This is a genomic window from Litoreibacter albidus (genome assembly GCF_900107015.1).
In the GTDB taxonomy this organism is placed as follows: domain Bacteria; phylum Pseudomonadota; class Alphaproteobacteria; order Rhodobacterales; family Rhodobacteraceae; genus Litoreibacter; species Litoreibacter albidus.
Genome location: NZ_FNOI01000009.1, coordinates 120,980 through 142,792 on the forward strand (window position 1 = coordinate 120,980; position 21,813 = coordinate 142,792).

The 21,813-nt window shown below is 59.0% G+C and carries 20 protein-coding genes; 13 read left to right on the forward strand and 7 right to left on the reverse strand.

Annotated elements, in window-relative coordinates; translation table 11 throughout:
* Window positions 1-4: 4 nt before the first annotated feature.
* Both BLW66_RS16535 and BLW66_RS16540 read right to left on the reverse strand, forming a co-directional pair.
* A complete protein-coding gene (locus BLW66_RS16535) occupies window positions 5-994 on the reverse strand; it encodes a TRAP transporter substrate-binding protein (protein ID WP_089948582.1) in 990 nt (329 codons plus the stop codon).
* 20 nt (window positions 995-1,014) lie between these two features.
* Entirely contained in the window at window positions 1,015-1,764 is a 750-nt protein-coding gene (locus BLW66_RS16540; RefSeq protein ID WP_089948585.1) for a FadR/GntR family transcriptional regulator, read from the reverse strand.
* A gap of 445 nt (window positions 1,765-2,209) precedes the next feature.
* Here BLW66_RS16540 and BLW66_RS16545 point away from each other — a divergent pair, with 445 nt between their 5' ends.
* The 9 genes from BLW66_RS16545 to BLW66_RS16585 all read left to right on the forward strand — a co-directional run bounded on the left by BLW66_RS16545 (window position 2,210) and on the right by BLW66_RS16585 (window position 11,862).
* On the forward strand, window positions 2,210-3,187 hold the full coding sequence (locus BLW66_RS16545) for an ABC transporter ATP-binding protein (protein WP_244508680.1): 978 nt from the start codon (window positions 2,210-2,212) through the stop codon (window positions 3,185-3,187).
* Window positions 3,184-4,290: an ABC transporter ATP-binding protein gene (locus BLW66_RS16550; RefSeq protein WP_089948591.1), complete on the forward strand. Its 1,107-nt coding sequence runs from the start codon at window positions 3,184-3,186 to the stop codon at window positions 4,288-4,290. Before BLW66_RS16545 ends, BLW66_RS16550 begins: the two co-directional genes overlap by 4 nt.
* 37 nt (window positions 4,291-4,327) lie before the next feature.
* Complete coding sequence (locus BLW66_RS16555) at window positions 4,328-5,842, forward strand: ABC transporter substrate-binding protein (RefSeq protein ID WP_089948594.1); 1,515 nt, start codon at window positions 4,328-4,330, stop codon at window positions 5,840-5,842.
* Between the two features lie 63 nt (window positions 5,843-5,905).
* Window positions 5,906-6,850, forward strand: a complete 945-nt coding sequence (locus tag BLW66_RS16560; protein WP_089948597.1) for an ABC transporter permease — start codon at window positions 5,906-5,908, stop codon at window positions 6,848-6,850.
* Complete coding sequence (locus tag BLW66_RS16565) at window positions 6,850-7,749, forward strand: ABC transporter permease (protein WP_211664290.1); 900 nt, start codon at window positions 6,850-6,852, stop codon at window positions 7,747-7,749. Before BLW66_RS16560 ends, BLW66_RS16565 begins: the two co-directional genes overlap by 1 nt.
* A gap of 15 nt (window positions 7,750-7,764) precedes the next feature.
* The gene (locus tag BLW66_RS16570) at window positions 7,765-9,555 is read left to right on the forward strand and encodes a gamma-glutamyltransferase family protein (RefSeq protein ID WP_089948599.1); all 1,791 of its coding nucleotides are present in this window, start codon (window positions 7,765-7,767) and stop codon (window positions 9,553-9,555) included.
* Window positions 9,556-9,557: 2 nt separating this feature from the next.
* On the forward strand, window positions 9,558-10,313 hold the full coding sequence (locus BLW66_RS16575; protein ID WP_089948603.1) for a DUF1028 domain-containing protein: 756 nt from the start codon (window positions 9,558-9,560) through the stop codon (window positions 10,311-10,313).
* Window positions 10,314-10,322: 9 nt separating this feature from the next.
* Window positions 10,323-11,162: a sulfite exporter TauE/SafE family protein gene (locus tag BLW66_RS16580; protein WP_089948605.1), complete on the forward strand. Its 840-nt coding sequence runs from the start codon at window positions 10,323-10,325 to the stop codon at window positions 11,160-11,162.
* Complete coding sequence (locus BLW66_RS16585) at window positions 11,155-11,862, forward strand: FadR/GntR family transcriptional regulator (protein ID WP_089948608.1); 708 nt, start codon at window positions 11,155-11,157, stop codon at window positions 11,860-11,862. The genes BLW66_RS16580 and BLW66_RS16585 overlap by 8 nt, the downstream gene beginning before the upstream one ends.
* A gap of 99 nt (window positions 11,863-11,961) precedes the next feature.
* Here BLW66_RS16585 and BLW66_RS16590 read toward each other — a convergent pair whose 3' ends face one another.
* Both BLW66_RS16590 and BLW66_RS16595 read right to left on the reverse strand, forming a co-directional pair.
* Window positions 11,962-12,834, reverse strand: a complete 873-nt coding sequence (locus BLW66_RS16590) for a PRC-barrel domain-containing protein (RefSeq protein ID WP_089948611.1) — start codon at window positions 12,832-12,834, stop codon at window positions 11,962-11,964.
* 187 nt (window positions 12,835-13,021) lie between these two features.
* Window positions 13,022-14,029, reverse strand: a complete 1,008-nt coding sequence (locus BLW66_RS16595; RefSeq protein ID WP_089948614.1) for a GlxA family transcriptional regulator — start codon at window positions 14,027-14,029, stop codon at window positions 13,022-13,024.
* A gap of 153 nt (window positions 14,030-14,182) precedes the next feature.
* Here BLW66_RS16595 and BLW66_RS16600 point away from each other — a divergent pair, with 153 nt between their 5' ends.
* The 4 genes from BLW66_RS16600 to BLW66_RS16615 are packed head-to-tail and all read left to right on the forward strand — an operon-like array spanning window position 14,183 to window position 18,067.
* Window positions 14,183-15,172, forward strand: coding sequence for a TRAP transporter substrate-binding protein (locus BLW66_RS16600; protein ID WP_089948618.1), 990 nt, complete (start codon window positions 14,183-14,185; stop codon window positions 15,170-15,172).
* A gap of 22 nt (window positions 15,173-15,194) precedes the next feature.
* On the forward strand, window positions 15,195-15,698 hold the full coding sequence (locus BLW66_RS16605) for a TRAP transporter small permease (RefSeq protein WP_089948621.1): 504 nt from the start codon (window positions 15,195-15,197) through the stop codon (window positions 15,696-15,698).
* An 18-nt stretch (window positions 15,699-15,716) separates the two neighbouring features.
* Window positions 15,717-16,997 carry a TRAP transporter large permease gene (locus tag BLW66_RS16610; protein WP_089948624.1) on the forward strand — a complete coding sequence of 427 codons (1,281 nt, stop codon included), beginning with the start codon at window positions 15,717-15,719 and terminating at the stop codon, window positions 16,995-16,997.
* Window positions 16,998-17,053: 56 nt separating this feature from the next.
* Entirely contained in the window at window positions 17,054-18,067 is a 1,014-nt protein-coding gene (locus BLW66_RS16615) for a proline racemase family protein (protein WP_211664291.1), read from the forward strand.
* Window positions 18,068-18,119: 52 nt separating this feature from the next.
* On the opposite strand, the gene BLW66_RS16620 is transcribed toward BLW66_RS16615, so the two are convergent.
* The 3 genes from BLW66_RS16620 to BLW66_RS16630 form a co-directional block, all read right to left on the reverse strand.
* Window positions 18,120-19,331, reverse strand: coding sequence for a M20/M25/M40 family metallo-hydrolase (locus tag BLW66_RS16620; RefSeq protein WP_089948629.1), 1,212 nt, complete (start codon window positions 19,329-19,331; stop codon window positions 18,120-18,122).
* Between the two features lie 53 nt (window positions 19,332-19,384).
* Window positions 19,385-20,290 carry a bestrophin family protein gene (locus BLW66_RS16625; RefSeq protein WP_089948633.1) on the reverse strand — a complete coding sequence of 302 codons (906 nt, stop codon included), beginning with the start codon at window positions 20,288-20,290 and terminating at the stop codon, window positions 19,385-19,387.
* 141 nt (window positions 20,291-20,431) lie between these two features.
* Complete coding sequence (locus tag BLW66_RS16630) at window positions 20,432-21,787, reverse strand: family 4 glycosyl hydrolase (RefSeq protein WP_089948636.1); 1,356 nt, start codon at window positions 21,785-21,787, stop codon at window positions 20,432-20,434.
* Window positions 21,788-21,813 lie beyond the last annotated feature (26 nt).

A 21,813-nucleotide genomic window follows, 5' to 3' on the forward strand; every position in this document is an offset into this window, starting at 1 on the left:
GGAGTTATTTTACCGCAAGAATTTGCGCGATGTAGTCTTCGTACTCCGGGAAGTCCGTCTTGATCTGTGGCAACACGCTGTTGCGGAATGCATCCATATCAAGGCCGTTTTCTTCCGTCGCGAAGGTCATGCCTTTGCCTTCCAGCTCTGCAATCAAGGTTGCTTCGGACTCTTGCGCCCACTGCAAAGACTGCTGCGCTTTGTCATCAAGCACTTTGACGATGGTGGCTTGTTGGTCTTCAGGCAGCTTCTGCCATGCTTTTTCGTTCACGAAAATCGCCAGCACGGATTGCATGTGACCCGTCATCGCAACGTGGCTTTGGACCTCGTGCAGGTTGTTTGCGGTGATCATCGTCAGTGGGTTTTCTTGCCCCACAACCAAGCCTGTCATCAGGGCTGTTGGCAGCTCTGCAACTTCGACAGGTGTTGGCGTGGCACCCATGCCTTTGATCATGGAAATCCACAGATCCAGCGGAACCGCGCGGAATGGCTTGCCTGCCATGTCGGTAGGCGACTTGATCTCGAAGTTGGACGAGATGTGGCGCGCCCCACGGTAGATGCGGCCAATAACGCGCACGCCGCCCTCTTCGATCAGACGTTCATTCAACGCCTGTAGCGCGGGGGAGCTGGCAGGGTTGGTTGCGGCCAGCGCATGCGCCCCGTCGCGGTAGATAAACGGCGCGTTGAACACAGCGATTTCCGGCACGATGCGCGCCAATGATGCGAAGTCGTGGTGGCCCATGTGGATGGAGCCCAGCTTCACACCGTCAACCATTTCGGCAACGTTGCCCAACTGGCTGCTGGGGAAGACTTGCACGGTGACTTCACCGTCAGTCGCGGTGCCGATTTCGGCTGCGGCTTCAGCGGCAAAGCGGGTTTGGAAGTCGCCTTCCGACCCAACATGCGCATAGCGCAGGTCGGCTGCGTGCGCTTGGGCTGCGAACAGGCCGATGGCTGCGGCAGTTACAAACTGCCGTGTAGAATTGATAAACATAGTTTCCTCCGTTGGTTGTCTTATGAAGCCTGTCGGTCTTTTCGCTCAAAGATCGAAATCAGGCTCTGGCGGCGTAACTCGTCGCCAATGGCAAAATGCTCCCTAAGCCGTCGGTCGGCTTTCTCAGGGTCTTTCGCCGCAATTGACAGAAACACTTCCCTGTGTGCTTCCACCAAATCCTTCATGATGGGGCCGCTTTGATAGGTCTTGCGCCGCTCCACATGGCTTTGTTTCAACAGGTCCGACAGCGCGCCATGCAGCACAATTAGCGACCGGCTGTGGCTGGCTGCGACGACCGCCTGATGGAACATGAAATCCGCGTGACCGCCTTTTTCAGAGTCGTCCAATGTTTGCAACAGCACATTCAACCACTGGCTGATGCGTGACAGATCGCGGTCGTTGGCACGGTCGCAGGCCAGCCGGATCGCCTGACATTCAATCGCCACCCGCGCTTGCAAAACATCGTCGAGTACGTCCTGCTCTTGCGACAAACAAAACGTGAAGAAGTCTGACATAAGGCCGATGTCGACCTTGCCGATATAGGTGCCGCTGCCGTGGCGGATATCCAAAACACCCAGCATGGACAGGGAGCGCATAACTTCACGCAGCAGGGGCCGCCCGACGCCCAGTTCCCTCGCCAACTCCCGCTCCGGCGCGACTTTGTCACCGAGGGTCAGCTCTCCATGGCGCAGCTTGGCCATAAAATACGCCACGATTCGATCCGCGCCCTTCTCGGCCTTCTCGTCCGTATGCCCAACCTCTAGATGCATGACTGTCCTCCTGTGGCCAAGGTGGGAAAAGACAGGGACCATTAGCAAGACATTTCTTGGATGGTGGTTTTTCGGACGCCTACCGACGGTGCCGCCCAGTCCCAAACTTTTACATTTACCAGTTATTTATGGCGATTTTTGGCATCCTCTTCGTTTTGAGAGGCACACTCAATTGGTAAGACCACTACTTTTGAATCTGACGTGGACTCGCGTATCACCGCGTTTGAAGCTTTCCCGACAAGTTCTCTGCATCGCCGCAATCGAGTCATTCGCGCCACCAGAAACGCCTCTCTTTTAGGCGATGACCGCCGTTTAACAGAAGTCATATGAACGACTCGCGACAATCGTATTGACAGCACGGCGACTGCATACTCATATTAAACCAATTCCAAAGTGGTTTATGCAGAGGTTGAAATTGGTACACTCGGATAGCTCACCTAACGATGTGCTGCTGGAAGTTTCGGACTTCAGCCTCCGCTTTAAGGGCGCGCAGAAGGATTTGATCAGCCATGTCAGCTTTTCGGTCAAAGCGGGCCAGACTGTTTGTATCGTCGGCGAGTCGGGATGCGGGAAAAGTGTCACCTCTCTTGCTATGATGGGCCTCCTGCCAGAAGGTGCCGCGGAGATCCATGGCGGCGGTATCACGTTTGACGGACGCCACTACGACCTAAAGGATCAGAAGGCGCTGCGCGAATTTCGCGGCAGTCGCATGACGATGATCTTCCAAGAGCCGATGACATCGCTGAACCCGTCGTTTCGCATCGGGGACCAGATCGCGGAGGCCGTCCAATGCCACGGTGCGCACACCGCAGAAGAAGCCCGCGCCCGCGCCTTGGCGATGCTCGTTCGCGTTGGCATCCCCGCACCTGAAAAGCGGATGCGCGAGTACCCGCACCAGCTGTCCGGCGGCATGCGCCAGCGGGTGATGATCGCGATGGCCTTGGTGAACGACCCTGCCCTGCTGATCGCGGATGAGCCGACGACGGCGCTAGACGTGACCATTCAAGCGCAAATTCTGGATCTGATCCGCGACCTGCAAGCCGAGACAAATATGGGCACGATCATGATCACCCATGATTTAGGTGTCGTGGCGGAGATCGCGGACACCGTGGCCGTGATGTACGCGGGCACCGTAGTGGAAGCAGGCCCCGCCGAGCAGATCTTCAACGACCCGCAGCACCCCTACACAATCGGTCTGATGTCCTCGATCCCGAAGCTGACCGGCCCGCGCGGACGTTTGGCCACCGTGCCCGGCATGGTGCCAACCGCCGAGAACATGCCCGATGGCTGCCGGTTCGCCACGCGTTGCCCCTTCGCCCAAGATATCTGCAAAACAGACCCCAAGCCGCAATCCTTTGGCAACGGCCACGTCGCGGCGTGTCATTTTGCGCCGCTCGATACCCATTTTGAGGCCTGCGCATGACCCAAGATCTGATCCTGCAAGCGACCGCACTCAAGAAATATTTCGAGACCGGGAGCAGCTTCACCGGCAAGTCCTCCGTTCGGGCCGTCGATGACGTCTCGCTGGATATCGCACGCGGCGAAACCTTCGCGATTGTGGGTGAATCCGGTTGTGGCAAATCCACCATGGCACGGCTGTTGATGCGGCTGCTGTCGCCCACGGACGGACAAGTCACGTTTGATGGGCAGGACGTCAGCAACCTGAAAGGCAAAGAGCTGAAGGCGCTGCGCCGTGACATGCAGTTTATTTTCCAAGATCCGTTCTCCTCGCTGAACCCGCGCATGGCTGTGGGCAGTCTGGTGGGCGAACCTCTGGAGACGCATTTTCCCGAGATGAGCAAACAACAGCGGCGCACCAAGGTTGCGGAGTTGCTGGGCCTTGTGGGGCTGCGCGCGGAGCATGCGGAACGCTATCCGCACGAGTTTTCCGGCGGGCAACGCCAACGCATCGGCATCGCGCGGGCCCTCGCGTCGTCGCCCAAACTGATCATCGGTGACGAACCCGTCTCCGCGCTGGACGTGTCGGTGCAGGCGCAAGTGATCAACTTGCTGAGCGATCTGCGCGACGACTTGGGCCTGACGCTGATCGTCATCGCCCACGATCTGGCCGTCATCCGCCATATGAGCGACCGCGTCGCGGTGATGTATCTGGGTAAAATCGTGGAGCAGGGTCCGGTCGACACGATCTTCAGCCAGCCCCGCCATCCCTATACCCGCGCTTTGCTGTCGGCGATCCCAGTGGCCGAACACGGGCGCGACCGCGACCGGATCACACTCGACGGGGACATGCCCAGCCCTGCCAACCCGCCATCGGGGTGCAGCTTCCACACGCGCTGCCCCTTTGCGCAAGACAAATGCAAGACCGACGTTCCCGCCTTGCGCGATACCGCCACCGTCGCAGGCCACACTGCCGCCTGCCATTTCTTTGATGACATCGCCGCAGCCCATCCGGATGCAGTGGTAGCCGACAGCCGCCCCGCCACGGAGGCGGCGCAATCCCGCTTTGACCTTTACCAAGACGCCATGCGCAACGGGGTCACCCCCAAGGTGCGCCAACAGCAATAAAAATGAACAATAAACCGGACAACAAGGAGTACATTAAATGTCTTTTAATAAACTAACACTGGCCGCCGTCCTGATGGGCGCAACGGCAATGGGCGCGCAAGCCGCCGATCTGCGCATTGCGCTGCAATCCGACGCGGACGTACTGGACCCAGATCAGTCGCGCACATTCGTTGGCCGCATTGTCTACACGTCCATGTGTGACAAGCTCGTCGACATCACGCCTGACCTTGAGTTCACACCGCAGCTGGCAACCGAATGGACCTTCTCCGAGGACGGCAAACAGCTGACATTGAAACTGCGCGAAGATGTGGTGTTCCATGACGGCACGCCGTTTGATGCCGAAGCCGTAGCCGCCAACATCGACCGCAGCCAGAACATGGAAGCCTCCCGCCGCAAGTCGGAGCTGTCTTCGATTGTGGGCACCGAAGTTTTGGGCAGCCATGAAATCCGCTTTGATCTGGCCAGCGCCGACGCGACGCTTCTGGCGCAACTCGCTGACCGCGCGGGTATGATGGTCTCCCCCACTGCTGCCGCTGAAGCAGGCGCAGACTTCGGGCTAAACCCAGTCTGCTCCGGCCCCTACAAATTCAAAGAGCGTGTGGCGCAGGACCGCATCGTTCTAGAGAAATTCGCCGACTACTATAACGCGGATGAATTCAACTTCGACACAGTCACCTACCTGCCAATTCCGGACACCACCGTGCGCCTTGCCAACCTGCAATCGGGCGATATCGACCTGATCGAGCGGCTGGCCGCGACCGATCTGGAGCAAGCGGAATCTGACGCTGGCATCCAAGTCGAAAGCGCCGTGTCGCTGGGCTACCAAGGCATCACCTTCAACGTCAACAACGGCGAAAAAGGCGACAACCCATGGGGCAATGACAAACGCCTGCGTCAAGCGTTCAGCTACGCGCTGGACCGCGCCGCCATCAACCAAGTTGTGTTCAACGGTGCCTTCGCCGAGGGCAACCAATCCTTCCCACCGAACTCCCCTTGGTACAGCACGGACTTCCCAGTTCCTGCCCGTGACATAGAGAAAGCCAAGGCGCTGCTGGCCGAAGCTGGCTACCCTGACGGCATCGACCTAGAAGTTCAGGTGCCAAACACAACGGTGCCACTACAACTGATGCAGGTCGTGCAATCCATGGTGTCCGAGGCGGGCATCCGCGTGTCTTTGACATCCAAGGAGTTCGCGACACTGTTGGCAGACCAATCCGCAGGCGACTACACCGCCAGCCAAATCGGTTGGTCCGGTCGTGTTGATCCAGATGGCAACATCCACCAGTTCATGACGACGGACGGCGGCATCAACGACTCCAAGTTCTCCAACGCGGAAGTTGATACCCTTCTGGACCGTGCGCGGACGTCGAACGACCAAGCTGTGCGCAAGGAAAGCTACAACGCTGCCCGTGCCATTCTGAACGACGAGCAGCCAATCGTGTACGTCTACCACCAGACATGGATCTGGGCGCTGGACGACGCGATCAAAGGCTTCACACCTTACCCTGACGGCATGATCCGCCTTGCGGGTGTGACCAAAGACGAAGGCTAACGCCACTCACGCGCGCCGCCGGCTTGTCTGGCGGCGCGGCCACTCGCTCAAGGGTTTTTCCGGATGCTTTCCTTTATCATGCGACGTCTGCTGATCGCGATACCAACGATCTTTCTGATCTCCATCTTCGTGTTCGCGCTGCAAAAGCTGCTGCCCGGTGATCCGGTGCTGGCTATGGCTGGCGAAGAACGTGACCCAGAGGTTCTGGAATACCTGCGAGAGAAATACCGCCTGAACGACCCTATTCCGGTGCAATATTTTACGTGGGTCGGCAACGCCCTGCGCGGCGATCTGGGTATCTCCTTGCGCACCAACCAGCCCGTGCTGGAACTGATCGGGCAAAAGCTGCCCGTCACCATTCAACTGGCCACCATGGCGATGATCTTCGCTCTCGTCATTGGCATCCCTGCCGGTATTTTGTCCGCCGTCAAGAAAGGCAGCGTGACGGATTACGTTGCCAACGTCGTCGCACTGTCGGGCCTGTCTATTCCAAACTTCTGGCTGGGTATCATGCTCATCTTGCTGGTGTCCGTGAAATGGCAACTGCTGCCCGCCTCTGGCTACGTGCCACTGAGCGAAGACCCGATACGCTCCATCACCGTGATGCTTATGCCTGCCTTCGTGTTGGGCACCGCGCTGGCGGCAACGCTGATGCGGCACACCAGATCGGCGATGCTGGGCGTGCTAAGCTCCGACTACGTGCGCACCGCGCGCGCCAAAGGTCTGGTGGAACGCCGCGTTATCCTGAAGCACGCGTTTCGCAACGCTTTGGCCCCCATCGTGACCCTCACGGCACTGCTGTTTGGCGAGCTGATTGCCGGCGCCGTATTGACCGAGCAGATTTTCACCATCCCCGGCTTTGGCAAACTGGTGGTCGATGCCGTCTTCAACCGTGACTACGCCGTGGTTCAGGGCATTGTGCTGGTGACCGCCGTGGGGTTCATTGTGATGAACCTCTTGGCTGACGTCGCTTACGTTTTGCTGAACCCCCGCCTGAGGAAGCAATAATGGCCCAACCCGCAACGCCCCTGACCATCGACGCGCAAAGCGCAGAAGACCCGGTCCTGTCGCATAAACCAGAGAACCGCGTGTGGAAGAAATTCCGTCATCACCGCAGCGCCATGCTGGGCGGTATTCTGGTCGCCTTCTTCATCTTGTTGGCCGTCTTTGCGCCGCTTCTGCCGATCCCCGATCCCCTTGCCACCGACTGGGGCGCAGTTCGCAAAGCGCCGTCTATGGCGCATTGGCTGGGCACCGATGATTTGGGCCGCGATGTGCTGTCACGCCTGATCTGGGGCGCGCAGGCGTCCCTTCTGGCGGGCGTCGTTTCCGTGGCGATTGCGGTCAGTCTTGGTGTCCCGCTTGGCATTTTGGCCGGCTACTTTGGCGGCTGGACAGATGCCGTGATCTCCCGCTGTACTGAGGCCTTGTTGGCCGCACCCTTCCTGATCCTTGCGATCGCCTTGGCCGCGTTTCTTGGGCCAAGCCTGACGAATGCGATGATTGCAATCGGCATCTCCGCCACGCCTGTGTTTGTGCGCCTCACACGCGGTCAGGTGCTTAGCGTGGCCGCCGAAGACTATGTCGACAGTGCACGCGCAATCGGACTGCCGACACACCGCATCCTCAGCCGTTATATCTTCCCCAACGTGCTGCCGCCCGTCTTGGTGCAAGCGACGTTAACCGTAGCCACCGCGATCATCGCGGAGGCGTCTTTGTCCTTCCTTGGCCTTGGACAGCAACCCCCCGCACCATCCTGGGGCTCCATGCTGAACACCGCCAAAAACTTCCTCACCCAAGCCCCGTGGATGGCGCTTTGGCCTGGCATCGCGATCTTCCTTGTCGTGCTGGGGTTCAACCTTCTTGGCGACGGGCTGCGCGATGCGCTTGACCCGCGCGAACAGTAAACATCTGGAGACCTCATGACCGATTTCACAACCCGCCCCGAAATCCGCGGCACATTTGGCGTCGCGACCTCCACCCATTGGCTGGCCTCCACCGTCGCCTTCGGCATCCTTGAGAAAGGCGGCAACGCCTTTGACGCCGCTGTCGCCGCAGGCTTCGTATTGCAAATCGTGGAGCCGCATCTGAACGGCCCCGCTGGCGATTTGCCGATCATCTACCACAACGCTGAGAAATCCGAGACCAAGGTGATCTGCGCACAGGGCGTGGCCCCCGCCGCCGCCACGATTGAGCACTATAAAGCCCAAGGCCTGACGCTGATCCCCGGCTCCGGCTTGCTGGCGACCGTTGTGCCCGGCGCGTTTGACGGTTGGCTTTTGCTGCTACGCGACCATGGCACCATGTCGCTGCGCGAAGTGCTGCAACCCGCCGTGGACTACGCCCGCGACGGTCATCCTATGTTGCCGCGCGTGGCCAACACCATCGCCAGCCTGTCAGACTATTTTGCCAAAGAATGGCCAACGTCTGCAGACGTTTGGACCCCGAACGGCGTAGCCCCCAAGGCACACGAACTGTTCAAGAATCCCGATTTGGCCGCGACGTATCAACGCCTGATCGACGACAGCGAAGCCGCTGGCGGTGCCCGCGACGCGCAGATTGATGCCGCACGCAAAGCATGGTCGGAAGGTTTTATCGCCGAGGCCATCGTCGACTACCTAGAGACGGCCGAAGTGCACGACGTGTCCGAGACGAAAAACCGCGGCGTGTTGAGCCGTGACGACATGGCAAACTGGTCCGCGACCTATGAAGACACATTGAGCTATGACTACGAAGGCTGGACGGTTCACAAAACCGCCCCTTGGTCGCAAGGCCCTGTGCTGCTCCAGACCTTGGCGATCCTGAAGCATTTCGATCTGTCTTCGATGGACCCGATGGGCGAAGAATTCGTGCACACGGTCATCGAGGCGATGAAGCTGGCTTATGCTGACCGCGAGGCGTATTACGGCGACCCAGATCACAACGACATCCCGATGGATACGCTTTTGTCCGACGCGTATAACGCGGAGCGTGCAGCACTGATCAGCGACAAAGCCTCGCTGGAGCAACGTCCGGGCCGTGTGGCTGGGTTCGAGCATCTTGCAGACGCTTACATCAAACGCGCGGCGCAAGACTTCGGCGTCAAAGATGCCGCCCCGCAAGAACCGACAATGGCCCATCTGACCGAAAAGCGCGGCGATACCGTGCATTTGGACATCATCGACCGCTGGGGCAATCTGGTCTCTGCCACGCCGTCCGGCGGTTGGTTGCAAAGCAACCCGATCGTACCGGGCCTTGGCTTCCCGCTGAACTCCCGCGCGCAGATGTACTGGCTTGAAGACGGCCTGCCTACCTCGCTCGCCCCCGGTCGCCGCCCACGCACCACTTTGACGCCTTCACTGGCGGAAAAAGACGGCGCGCGTATCGCCTTCGGCACGCCCGGCGGGGACCAACAGGACCAATGGCAACTGATCTGGTTCCTGCGCATGGTGCACCACGGGCTGGACATGCAAGAGGGCATGGACGCCCCGCTGTTCCACTCCATGCACTTCCAAGGCAGCTTCTTCCCGCGCGAGGCAAAACCTGGCGAGATGATGATCGAGCCGAACGTGACCGAGGGCACAATCGAGGGTTTGCGCGCGCGCGGCCATGTCGTCACCGTTGCCGCCCCTTGGACGGTTGGCCGTCTAACGGCTGCGCTGCGCAATGCCGATGGCACGCTACAAGCTGCCGCAACCCCGCGCCTGATGCAGGCCTATGCGGTCGGGCGGTAACCATGACCTATTCGCTCATCGCGCATGATCCGGATACCGACGAGATCGGTATCGCTGTGGCCAGCAGGTTCTTTGCCTGCGGCGCTGCCGTACCCTACGTCGGGCCACGCACCGCCGTCGCCACGCAAGCCTTCGCCAACCCCGTTTGGGGGACCGAAGGGCGCAAGCGGTTGGAAGCGGGCGAGAAAGCACAGGACGTGATCGCGGATTTCACAGAGCGCGACGAAGGTCGCGATATTCGCCAGTGCCACATGATGGATGCTGCGGGCCATTTTGCCGTTCACACCGGTAACGGCTGCGTCGATTGGGCCGGGCACAAGCTCGGCACGCACCACTCCGTCGCAGGCAACATGCTGGCCGGACCCGACGTCGTGGACGCCACATTTGACGCCTATCTCTCTGCCGCCGATATGCCGATGGCAGAACGGTTGTTGCACGCGATGCAGGCCGGTGAACGCGCGGGCGGGGACAAACGCGGGCGGCAAGCGGCGGGTCTGGTCATCCACCGCGGGCAAGAGCATGCGTTCCTTGATCTGCGGGTCGACGACCACGCTGACCCGTTGGCAGAGCTGGCGCGCCTTCTGGATGTCGCGGGGGAGCGGTATCTGCATCTAGCCCCTGTCATGCCGACCGCCGCCAACTTCTCCGGCCTGACCGACCGTGCGCCAATTGACGCCGCCATTCGCGACGCAGAGCAAAAGCGCATCGCCGAGGGCCGCCCGAGCCAATCCTTCGCAACTGATACTTCCATAGATTGATGTGCATGTATGACTGATTTTGAAACACTCTTGCCGCTGCTGGCCATCGCCGCCGGCGCTGGCGTATTTGGCGGCATTCTTGCGGGGCTTCTGGGCGTCGGTGGCGGGATCGTCATCGTTCCGGCCTTGTATCTTGCCCTCTCGGCGGCGGGGATGGATCCCGCTATCACCATGCAAGTGGCCGTCGGCACGTCACTGGCGACGATCGTGTTCACCTCCCTGTCATCGGGCTATGGCCACTACAAGCGGGGGGCCATTGATATGGGTCTGCTGCGCCTTTGGGCACCCTCCCTCTTGGTGGGTGTGGTCATTGGTGCGGCGTTGGGGGGCTATGTCTCCGGCTATATCCTGATCGCCGTTTTTGCGGTGGTCGCGGCCATTGTGGCGCTCGATATGATCCTCCGCACCACTAAGGACGACCCCGAACCGCGCGGGTTTTCCAAACTCATCTGGGCCGCGCTAGGCACGGTCACCGGCGCATTGTCCGCGATGATGGGCATCGGCGGCGGCACCATTGGCGTGCCATTGCTGAACTTTCTGGGCTACGACATCCGCCGCGCCGTGGGCACATCCGCGGCCATCGGGTTCATTATCGGGCTGCCCGGGGCGGTCGTTTATATCTTCACAGGTCTGGGCGTTGAGGGCCTGCCGCCCTTCTCCTTCGGGTATGTAAACTTGGTCGCGGCGGCGGTGATTATACCGCTGACGACAAGCTTCGCCCATGTCGGGGTCAAATTGGCACACAGCATCCCGCGCCGCGCTTTACGATTAGCTTTCGGGGCTTTTCTAATGCTAACCTCTGCGCGTATGTTTTTTGACCTATACAGGAGCCTGTTAATCAATGCCTGAACCGCAGCGTGGTCTGATTGAAGATGATTTGGCCAAACAGCTGCTCAGTGCGATTAACGACGGCGACCTGATAAAAGACGGCCGCCTTCCATCTGAGCGCGCGATGGCCGAACGCTTCAGCGTGACACGCGCCAGATTGCGCCGCGCCTTGGACTTGCTTCAAGACGACGGCGCTATTTTTCGCAGGCACGGGCAAGGCACCTTTGCCGCCCCACCGCCCGCCACAAATGTTGATAGCCTGCGCAATCTGGCACGGCAGGTCACCCCCCGCGATGTTATGGAAGTGCGCTTGGAGGTGGAACCAGCGCTTGCCGCGCTTGCCGCCGAACGTGCCGACGCGCGGGACATCAAACGGCTGAACCAGCTTGTGCAAGCCACGTTGAATGTCGACAAAATGCACGACTACGAGGCCGCCGACGATCTGTTTCACTACAAGATCGCCGAAGCCGCCCGAAACCCCCTGTTCCTGACGGTCTACGAGTCGATCCGCTCCTTGCGCAAAGAAGCCAGTTGGACGCACCAGCGCCGCGAAAACTATTCGCGCGAAACACTGGCCATTTTAGGCCAACAACACCTGACCCTTGCGAACGCCATCACCAACAAGGACAGCATCGCGGCCGCAGAGGCGATGGAGCTGCACCTTGTGACCGTCTCAAAGGCGCTTCTGCGCGAACGCGTCCGCAAGATCGCGCTGGACTAGCCGCACGAGAAAGGGCCTGCCGCTTAACGCGCCAGACCCTCAGTTCTTCTCTCATTGGAGAGGAGGTCGGGGAAGGGGAACCCTTCCCCGCCAGATCAGTTAGCCTTCGTATTCAGGCTGCTGTTCCAGTGCTTCTTGTGTGCTGTCGATGTAGACGCGCAGGTCGTCGCCATCAGCTTCACGTACGATATTCAGCTCGTCCAGCGTCACAGCAACGGAGTGCTCGCCCAGACCAAGGAAACCACCCACGTCGATGATTGCGCGATCAATTTTGCCTTCTTCCGTCACGATCAGCTCGCTGATTTCACCCACGTCTTCGTCGTCCGGACCGTATACACGTGCACCGGTCAGGTCTTCTGTGGTCAGCTCGTCGCGGTCGGCGGCGGCGTAGCCGTCACGCTCGATTTCAGGCGCTGTCAGCATTGGGCGGTCTGTCTTCGGGTCGGCCGTTACGTCTGCTTCCATGTTGTCAGCTTTTTCCATGGATTCGTCTTTTTCCATGGTGTCGGCCTTGTCCATGTCACCGGCTTCGTCATTGTCATACTCGTATTCATAAGCTGGTGCTTCTTCAACGCCTGCTACGTTTGAGTTCACGACGAGGAAGTAGTCGTTAGCGTCTTCGCCGTCGCTCACGAACTTAAGTTGCGACATGTCGATTGCGACGTCTTTCTCGCCGATGCCAGCGAAACCACCAACGCCAACAATCACGGATTGTACGGAACCGTCACGTTTCAGGATGATTTCGTTGATCTCGCCGATATCTTCCCATTCTTTTTCGCCGTCAGCTTCGATCATGGTGTCATTCTGAATCTCAGTCTCGGTGATGTAGACACGAGCGCCGATCAATTCGGACGCGTTCAGGTTAACGCTCTCGTCGAATGTCAGCTCGGAAAAAGCACTGCTGTGCCCGTCTGCATAGGCAGATGTGCTAAGAATAAGTGCGGCAGCGGTAGAGGTCAAAAAGCGTTTCATGATGTCTCCTAAGTGTTTCTGGCTGGGTCACTCCAGCCGTCTGATGGGATAACAACAAGATGTGAGGAAAGTTCCGGCACTAAATACAAAAAAGCTCTTAAGTATTTGATTTAAATTATTTTATAGAGATAAATATTTCTTTTTTCGGGAGTCACGCGACAGGAATTCCTACTGCACAGCGAGAAAATCAGGGCCGTGGTTCGCCCAAATGGGCAGCATCCCCTGCCGTTCCATGGGCACTACGGTACTGGTGCGGGGCCACGTCGTAGACCTTGCGGAACTCGCGGTGCAGATGTGACGCGTCAGAGAACCCCGCGTCCGACGCGATCTGCGCCACAGTCCCGGTAGTATGTGTCAGCTGCCAAGCCGCGTATTCCAAGCGCATGGCGCGAAAGTACCGCCCCGGTGACTGGCCAACCGCACGGATAAACCGGCGGTCCAACTGCCGCGCGCTTAGCCCGACCTGTGTGGCCAACGTTTCAATCTGCGGCGGGGTGTTCAGCTTTTGCTCCATCAGATGAATGCAACGCCGCACCACCTCATCGCTGACTTGTTGCATGTTCTGGGTGAAGTGCGCTTGCGGAAATGTATCCGCCCTTTGACCCTGCAACATCATGTGCCGGATCGCCTGCTGCGCGAGTTCACTGCCGCAATGGCGCGCAATAAGATGCAGCGCCAAGTCCGACGCGCCGGTCGATCCCGCGCAGGTGATGCGGTCGCCCGCGTCTAGAAAAATCCGGTCGGTTAAGGCGTCGACTGTCGGGAACTGGTCGCGGAATTCGTCAACGACATTCCAATGCACGCAGGCAGGGAAACCTTGCATCAAGCCTGTGCGCGCGATGTTAAAGGTGCCTGTGCACAGCCCGATCAATGGCACCCCCGCCCCCGCTGCGCGGGTCAAATAGGCATCCAGCCAAGCGGGTTGTGTGCGGGTATCGTAGCCATTGCCGCCACACACCGCGATGTAATCCATCTCCGACGGGTCCAGCAACGCAGACGTGGGCGTCACCACCAAGCCGCAACTTGCCGTCACTTTGCCCTCGCCCATGACCTCCCAGCCGCAGGCGACCTGCCGGCTGCGTCCGCCATGGTCCGCCGCAAGGCGGATCGCTTCAACAAAGCCCGAGAATGCATTCAAGGTAAAGCTGTCGAGCAAGACGAATCCAACCCGAAGCTTTTGATCTTTACGCTGCATTTCTCCCCACGCTCCCCAACTGCGTCGATTTTCGCCAGATATGTCTGAAATATACATTTATCTGTCTGCGATATTCTATCAAGCTATTGAGGAGCTGTCTAACCTTGCTAGTAGTCCCGCGTATACGACGGGGTACAAACAGGGAGAACTACCATGAACCGCAGAACTCTGGCCGCGCTTGCTCTCGCGACATCCGTTAGCGCACTAACCGCACTGCCGCTGGCAGCGCAAGACATCAATTTCCGCGTCAATGTTCCGGGCAATCAAGACGGCATCGCCTACCGATCCGCTGAACATTTCTCCGACGTATTAGCCGACAAAACGGACGGCGCATTGGGTATCAAGCTGTTTCACTCCAGCGCCCTCGGCGATCAGGAAAGCTCCATCGAGGCGATGCAATCCGGCATTCTTGACATGGCAACGATCGAAACCCCCATTACCGCCGTCGCCCCCGAGTTGGGCGCAACTGCCCTGCCCTATATCTTCTCCAGCCGCGAGCACGTGAAAGCCGCGATGGACGGCGACGCGGGCAAAATGATCGAAGACATGCTGTCTGCCAAAGGTCTGCGGGTCGTCGGTTTCCTGGAAGGCGGCTTCCGCCAGATCACCAACAATATACGCCCGATCAGCACGCCTGAAGATCTGGACGGCGTGAAAATTCGCACACCGGGCAGCGCGCTGCGCATCGCCATCTTCAACCACTTCGGCGCGAACGCATCCCCGCTGCCATTTAGCGAGCTGTATTCAGCCCTGCAAACCGGCGTGTTCGACGGGCAGGAAAACCCTGTCATCTGGGCGAAAAGCACCAAGTTCTACGAAGTGCAAAAGTACCTGTCGCTGACCAACCACCTTTACACGGTCACCTACCTGCTGATGGCGGAGGACAAGTTCCAAGCGCTGACACCTGCCCAGCAAGAAGCTGTGTTGGAAGCGGGTGAAGCCGCAGAACTCCGCTCTGTCGAGCTGGGGATCAAGGCCGATTCCGAAATCGTCGACTTTCTTGCGAATGAAGGCATGGAAGTGAATGAGGCCGACGTGGCCGCCTTCACCGCCGTCTCAGGGCAAATCTGGGAAGACTGGGCTGTCGACCAAGGACCAGAGGCGCAAAAGCTGATCGACCTGATCCGCGACGCCGACAAGTAAGCCCGACCCAGAGGAGATAGCCATGATCAACCGCATCCTAGAAGCCATCATCGCCGCCATGCTGCTTGGCGCTGTGGGCGTTGCGTTTCTGGCAGTGATCTACCGCTATCTCCTCGATGACGCCTTAAGCTGGAGCTTTGAAGTATCGCTGGCCTTGCTGACCTACATCACCTTCCTTGGCAGCTATCTGGCGCTGCGCCGCGGCGCGCACCTGAAGGTGGACGTACTTGTGAGGATGCTACCGGTTTGGGCACAAAGCGTGCTGTTCTTGACCAACCAAGTCCTTATCGGCGGGGTCGGCGCGATCATGGCGTGGTTCGGCACGCGGCAAGTGCTGCGCTTTGCGGACCAGACCACCAATGTGTTGGAGATATCCAGCAGCTGGCTTTACGCCGCGATCCCGATAGCAGGCGCGTTGATCCTGCTTGACGCAGTGGTGCAGTTCGGCCTGGCCATCCCCCGCATCCTGCACGGGCAAGACGCCGACAGCCGCAGCGACGCGGAAACCTCCGCATTTGACCTTTGACCCCGGGATAGACCTCTTATGGAACTGCTTTTCATTCTTTGTATTCTTCTGGGGCTGATCGGGATTGGCCTGCCAATCGCCTTCGCACTGGTGTGCATTGCTATCGGTATTTTCTGGATGGGCGACGTTGACCAATTGATCGTCGCACAACGCCTGTACCGTGGGGTACAAAGCTTCCCGCTGCTCGCCGTGCCGCTGTTCATCCTTGCAGGTCAGATCATGAGCCGCAGCGGTATTTCCGGTCACTTGATCGAATTCGCAAAAACCATCGTGGGCCAAATGCGCGGCGGGCTTGCTGCTGTGAATGTGGTGACGTCCATGTTCTTCGCTGGCATGAGCGGGACATCCATGTCCGATACTGCCGCTGTGGGCGGCATGATTATCGATCCGATGATCAAGCGCGGCTACAGCCGTCCGTTCACCGCTGCTGTCACCGCCGCGTCGTCGACCATCGGCATCATCATTCCACCCAGCGTGCCCATGGTTATTCTGGGCGCCTACCTCGGTATTTCCACGGGCGCCTTGTTCGCCGCTGGCCTCATGGCTGGCCTGATCCTTGGCGTCGCCTTGATCGTCGTGGCGTGGATCATTTCCATCCGCGAGGGTTATCCGGTGGAGGCCCCTTACAGCACTAAACGCATGCTCCGCGCGCTGGCGAAGGCCATGCCCGCGCTGCTGATGCCCGCAATCATTCTGGGCGGCATCTTGGGCGGCGTGTTTACCCCAACAGAAGCTTCCGCCGTCGCGGTGGTCTACGGCATCCTTGTGGGCATGTTCTACTACCGCACCCTAAAACTGCGCGTGCTCTATCAGACATTCTGCGAGGCTGCCGTGTTGTCCGGCGCGGTCATGCTGGTCACCGCCACAGCGCATGTGATGGGGTTTGCCTTCACCTTCGAGCAACTGGCCGACAGCATCCTTGCGCCACTGGCTGAAATGGAAATGTCCCCGACGATGTTCCTGATCATGTTGAGTGCAATCATGATTGTCGCGGGCACCTTCCTGGACGGTATCGCCATGATCTTCATCATCGTGCCGCTGTTCATTCCGGCGATCAACATGCTGGGTATCGACCCGATCCACTTTGGCATGGTCGTGGTCTTGTGCTGGGGTATCGGGCAGCAAACCCCGCCCGTTGGCGCCGCGCTGTTCATCACCAGCGTGATTGCCAAGGTCGATATCTTGTCGCTGACCCGCGCCAACCTGCCGTTCATCGCGGTGATGTTCTTGGTGCTGGGCGCGGTGATCGCCTTCCCCAACCAATTGGTCTTGCTGATCCCCAGAGCGCTAGGCCTTTGACAACCTAACACTTTTTTAACTTTTGCAGAAAACCTACAGGAGGACTCTGTCCAATGATGAACACCAACAGATTTGTCGATGTGATCTACACCCACACCGACGGCGAACCCACCTGCATCATTCACGGTGGCATTCCCTATCCGCACGGGCTGAGCATCACCGAGAAGCGCCAGTTTATCCGCGACAACTACGACTTCGTCCGCACCTCTTTGCTGCGCGAACCGCGCGGCCACCACGACATGGTTGGCGTCTTCGTGACCCCACCTTCCAGCCCTGACTATGACGCTGGCATGCTGTGGTGCGACGGCGACGACTTTATGGAAATGTGCGGCCACGGCACAATTGCGATGTCGATGGCGTTGGTCTCTCACGGGCTAGTCCACGACGCGGGCGGCGATGTAACGCGTATCCGGTTTGAGACCCCTGCGGGCGACGTTGTGTCCGAAGTCGGTCGCGAAAACGGCCAAGTGGCGTGGACCAAATTCCAAAACGTGCCTGCGTTCGTGCTGGAGCAAGACGTGCCAATCACCCTGCCCGGCTACGGTGATCTGACAGCGGACATCACATTCGGCGGCAACTTCTTTGCAGTGGTCAAATGGCCCGATGGCGAGCGCCCGATCGGCCCACAAAACGGCAAGCTGCTGTCCGAAATGGGTGTGTTGGTCAAAGACCAGATCAACGCCAAAATGAAGATCCAGCACCCGACCGAAAAGCACATCCAAGGCCTGAACTTCACCACCTTCTGGCAAGAACCAGACCACGCCGACAGCCTGTACCGCAACGTGCACGTATTCAGCGACGGCAAATTGGACCGCTCCCCCGGTGGGACTGGCACGTCGATGATGATGGCGATGTTCGAGGCCCGTGGCCTGCTGAAAATCGGCGAAGTCATCAAATCCGAAGGCCTTCTGGGCCATGGCCGTTTTGAAGGCCAGCTTTTGGGCGAAACCATGCTGGGCGACCAGCGCGCGGTAATCCCAACAGTTAAAGGTACGGCAAAAGTCGTCGGCTACGCCAAATGGCTGATCGACGAAACCGACCCTGTCGGGCGCGGCTTCACCATCACCTAAAACACCAACCTCGCCTTATCCACCGCAACATCTGTTGCGGTGGATACCTCCTCTACACGTTCGCCGCACCAGCGGTGCCCAGCAATGTCGCCAAGCCAACGTAGAGCCCGCGCAAGGATTGCTCCGCCTCGACGTCGATCCATTCGTCCAAAGTATGCGCCCCACCACCGGTTCCACCGGACCCCAGACAAATCGCCGGAATACCAAGGCTCATCGGGATGTTCGCATCGGTGGAGCTGGCCCCAGTCGTCTGTGCAAATCCAAAATGCGCCAATGCAGCGAGGGACGCTTGAACGATCTTGCTATCAGACGCAGTTGATCCGGCGGGGCGGTTGCCGATCTGGGTGATCTTCGCCGTGATGGCCCCATCCGATGTGTCCGCGCGGCCGTTTTCCCTAACCGTCGCTTGCTCGGCCAGCGCGTGCAGCGCTGCGTCAAGCTTCTCCAACTCGCCCTGATCTTCGGAGCGCAAGTCGATCTCGGCCCAAACCTGCTCTGGGATCGCATTCACCGAGGTGCCGCCACCAAAGGTGGACGCGCAGAACGCCGTGCGCGGAGTGTCTGGCACATCGAACGACGCCATTCCCGTCAGCAACGTCCCCAATGCGTAGGCCGGATTTACCCGCCCGAAATTGCTAAGCGAATGCCCACCCGGCCCCGTAAACGTGACGCGGTATCTGAGTGAGCCAATAGCAACGGTCGTTACCTCCTGCGGCTCCAACCCGTCGATGGTAATGAAGCCCGCGATCTGGTCGCGGTATTTGCCTTCAGTAAACACATGTCGGATGCCGCGCAGATCGCCCAGCCCCTCCTCGCCAACGTCACCGATGAACAGAAAATCCTGCTCCGTCTCGATACCCGCCGCGTCAAGCGCGCGGATGAAGGCAAGTACCGCTGCCAGCCCGCGCGTGTCATCACCAACGCCAGGGGCGAACAGCTTCGTCCCTTCCCTGCGCACGGTGCAATCTGTGCCCTCGGGAAAAACCGTGTCCAGATGCGCCGCGACAGCAATCATCTGGCCGTTGCCGCGGCCACGGCGCACGCCAAGAACATTGCCGATCTCATCCAGATGCAGATCTTCCAACCCAAGATCAGAGAACATCTGCGCATAGGCCTTGGCCTTCCGGTCTTCCTTGAATGGCGGGGCTGGGATTTCCGTCAGCTCGATAATCTGATCGACGAACAGATCGTGGGTGTCGCGCAGGGTATTTTGTGCTTTGTGGAAGGCGTCAGACGCGATGATCGCAGATACGTCATAAGTCATTTTGGGTCCAATCGGGGCATTTACGGGCGGGCCTTCCAAGGCAGCATAAACCGCTAACTGAGCACGTGATTTTTAGCCGTAAGGTTATCCGGCGCGGGGCGGTCCAGCGCTTCGGCCACCGATATCTCCATCGTGCGGCACATGGCATCCAGCGGCAGGCCGTTTTGTACGTTGTGGAACGGAAGCTCCATTTCATTGGTGACGGTTTGCAGGCCAAAGAACACATAGGCCACGACCGCCGCAAAGACCGGCGCGAACCAGCCGGTAGACTCTATCAATGCAAAGGGCAGCAGCCAGCAATAAAGATACGTCGTGCGGCGCACCAACAATGAATAGACGAACGGCAACGGCGTGGTCACGATGCGTTCGCACCCCGCCTGCGCCACCGCCAGGGAAGAGAGCGTTTGTGAGATAGTCATCTGCCCGAAACCGTTAATCGTGCCCGCATCCGCTAGCTGCCCCAGATGATCCGCCATAGAGCGCAAAGCGGCGTCGGCGGGGTTTTTGCGGGCGATCAAGGCGGTGGCCTCCTCTTCCCCGATCCAGCCGGAGATATCCGTGCGCACGTCAACGCCGCGCAAAAAGCCACGGTGCAAATGCGCGAAAGCGATAGCGTAAGACAGGATATGTTCGCGGTCGGAGCCTTTGCCCACAAACACGCACATGTGCCGCCCAAGATTGCGCACATCGGCGATCATTGCCCCCCAGAGTTTGCGCGCCTCCCACCAGCGGTCGTAGGCCGCGTTGTTCCGAAAGCCCAAGAACAGTGACAGCGCAACGCCAAATACGCCCATCGCGGTGATAGAGATATGTGGCAGCGTAAACAGGTATTGATCGACCAGCAGCACAATCACGGCCAGCAACGCGATGCTGATAATCTTGCCGATGATCTTCGGCACGACTGACCCGCGCATCACGAAAAACAGATGCAGCGACGTTGGGTGCTCACGAACAATCATTGGACTACCTGTATCTGGCCTCTACCCCAAGCATTACGCCTGCCGGTGGGGCCGATGCAAGAGCGCCCCTCGCAAACGAAAAGCGAAGGCCGCTGTCGCACGGCCTTCGCTACAGGTTTCACGCCTGACGGCAGAGCGCCCTTAGGTAAGATAGTCGAGCCACGGGCTCTGCTCTTCGATCATGTGGTCCACCAGTGCACTAACCCGCGTGGAGGTCGTGACCACCGGATCAACCAGCAAAGCCTGCACCACAAGGTCACGGCTCTTGGTCAAGATGGCCTCCGATGTCAGGTCGTGCACGCCGATCTGGTTGCACAGCAAACCGTTGATCCCTGCGGGTACATCAACAGAGATCCCGTGAATGCCGTCCGCATCAATGATGGCTGGCACTTCCACACACAGCCAGTCCGGCAGGTTCTTGATAAAGCCCGCATTCGGGATGTTCACCGCGGCTTCCTCATAGGCGCCTGCCCCCATCAACGCGTCCATGATCGGCACCACGCGTTCCTTTAGTGCAGTGTCGATTTTTGGCTCGGACTTGCCAAGGAAGTTGCGGTAGTAGGTGTAGAAATCCAAGATGCCTTGGTGGTCGGATTGATCATGCGCCCACTGGATGTATTCACCGAAGTGGCTGTCGTAGGTAATCGGCAACGCGCCAAACTTTTCCAGCACAAAGGCAAACAGCCAGCGGTCGGACCACGGGCGGATGGTTTTGATGTTGCTCAGGTCCACGTCCATCCAGCCCTCTGTCTCGATAGACGTGCCTGTGGCGCGGGACGCTTGCAAAATTTCGGAATACCCCGGCTTGCTACCGAAATAGGTCTCCGCTTTGGCGCGCACGTCGTCGTAGGCGCTGGAGCCGTCTTTCGTGTAAGTCACATCCGTCATGACGGAGAAGTGGTTCAGGCCACCCGCGCGGTAAGAAATCTCGGACCGCTCAACACCCAGCAATGGCGCCAAGTGGCGCTCCAGCGATGCAACCTCGTGGCACATACCGATAAACTTCAGATCAGGGAACTTGCGGTTCACCGTCGTGCAAATCCGGCTCATCGGATTGGAGAAGTTGAACACAGTCGCGTCAGGTGCAACGTCCATAACTTGCTGGCAGATGTCCAAAATCGGCGGGATGATCCGCAAAGAGTGGAACAAGCCACCCGGTCCGCCGTTTTCGCCGTAGACCTGCGGGATGCCGTATTGCTGCGGCACTTTCCAGTCAAGATCCCACAGCGCGAAGCGGTCCCCGACCTCAATCGAGATGATCACAAACTTCGCGCCCGACAGCGCTGCTTTCAGGTCCGTTGTGGCCGACAAGGCGAACTGCAAGCCGTTCGTGTCCACGAAATCCTGTGCCACTTGCAGCGTTTTGTTAGCTGTCACTTCGTTGATGTCATGCAGCACGATGTCCGCGCCTTTAAGCGTGTCGCTTTGGAAAATGTCGCCCAGCATTCCGGTGCCAAATTGCAGGCTTCCTGCTCCGACAAGAACAATCTTTGTCATCTCATGTATCCTATGTTGCGCGTCAT